At 75.8% G+C, this 1172-nt stretch carries 1 protein-coding gene; it reads left to right on the top strand.

Annotation, left to right across the window (positions count from 1 at the left end):
* A partial coding sequence (locus AB0M27_RS48010) for a lantibiotic dehydratase (protein ID WP_365732488.1) occupies positions 1-1172 on the top strand: 1172 nt, incomplete at both ends.

The following is a 1172-nucleotide window of genomic DNA, read 5'->3' as shown; positions in this document are numbered from 1 at the left end:
GGGAGCTGGCGGGCCACGAGCGGCTGCGCCGGGCCCTGCTGCTCGCCTCCCCGGCCCTGGACGCCCAGCTCGACGCGTACCGGCGGACGGCCCCGGCGGGCGGCGCCCGGCCCGGCAAGAAGGAGCGCAAGATCGAGCGGTCGCTGCTGAGTTACGTGTACCGGACCGCGTGCAAGACGAGCCCCTTCTCCACCTTCACCGGGGTCGCGCTCGGCTCGCTCACCGGCTCCGACGGGCTGCGGCTGCGGGTGGACGAGGAGTGGCGGGCGCAGGCCCGGCTCAACGTCGTCGCGCTGGGCCGCCTCGCGGACGCCGTGGTCGCGGACCCGGCCCGCCGCGCCGATCTGCCGGTCGCCCCCGCCTCCGGGTGGGGCCGCGACGACGACCGGGTGCGGTATGTGCGGCGGTGGGTGACGGCGGGCGACGACGACACGGCCGTCACGTTCGACGCGGTGAAGGACCGGCTCTTCTTCCTGCGCCGCAGCGGCACCCTGGACCGGCTGCTCGGCCTCTTCGAGGAGCGCCGGGGGAGCGTGCTGCGGTACGGGGAGCTGGTGGAGTGGCTGGCCCGCGACCAGGGGGCCACCCGCGAGGAGTGCGAGCAGTACCTCGGGGCGCTGCTGGACGTCGGCATGGTCCAGGTGCCGTGTCTGCGGACCGAGGTGCACGACACCGACCCGCTGCGGGCGTTCCAGGGGGCGCTGGGGGGCCTGGAGCGCCCCTGGGCCGACCGGCTCGCGGACCGGCTGGAGGGGCCCGCCCGGTGCGTCGAGCGGTTCGCGGACGCCTCGCCGGAGGAGCGGCGCGTGCTGCTGGACACCTTGCGGGCCCAGCTGCGGGCGGTGCAGGAGGAGGAGCTGGGGGCGGAGCGGGCGAAGGTGCCGCAGACGCTGCTGTACGAGGACGCGGCGGCGGGCGGCTCGGGCGTACCGGGCGGTGCCTCGGCGGGTGTGCGGACGGAGCTGGATCCCGCCGCCTGGGCCGAGCTGGCCGCCGGGCCGCTGGCCGCCGTCGAGCGGGTGCTGCCCGCCTTCGACCTCACCCTGCCGCAGCGCATCACCTTCGAAGGGTTCTTCCTCGCGCGGTACGGGCGCGGGGGCCGGTGCGACGACCTCCTGAAGCTGGTCCACGACTTCCACGAGGACTTCTTCGACCAGTACATGACCTTCACC

The organism is Streptomyces sp. NPDC052107 (genome assembly GCF_040680215.1).
Lineage (GTDB): Bacteria > Actinomycetota > Actinomycetes > Streptomycetales > Streptomycetaceae > Streptomyces.
Note: the sequence above shows the minus strand (reverse complement) of the source record. Positions and strands in the feature narration are given on the sequence as shown.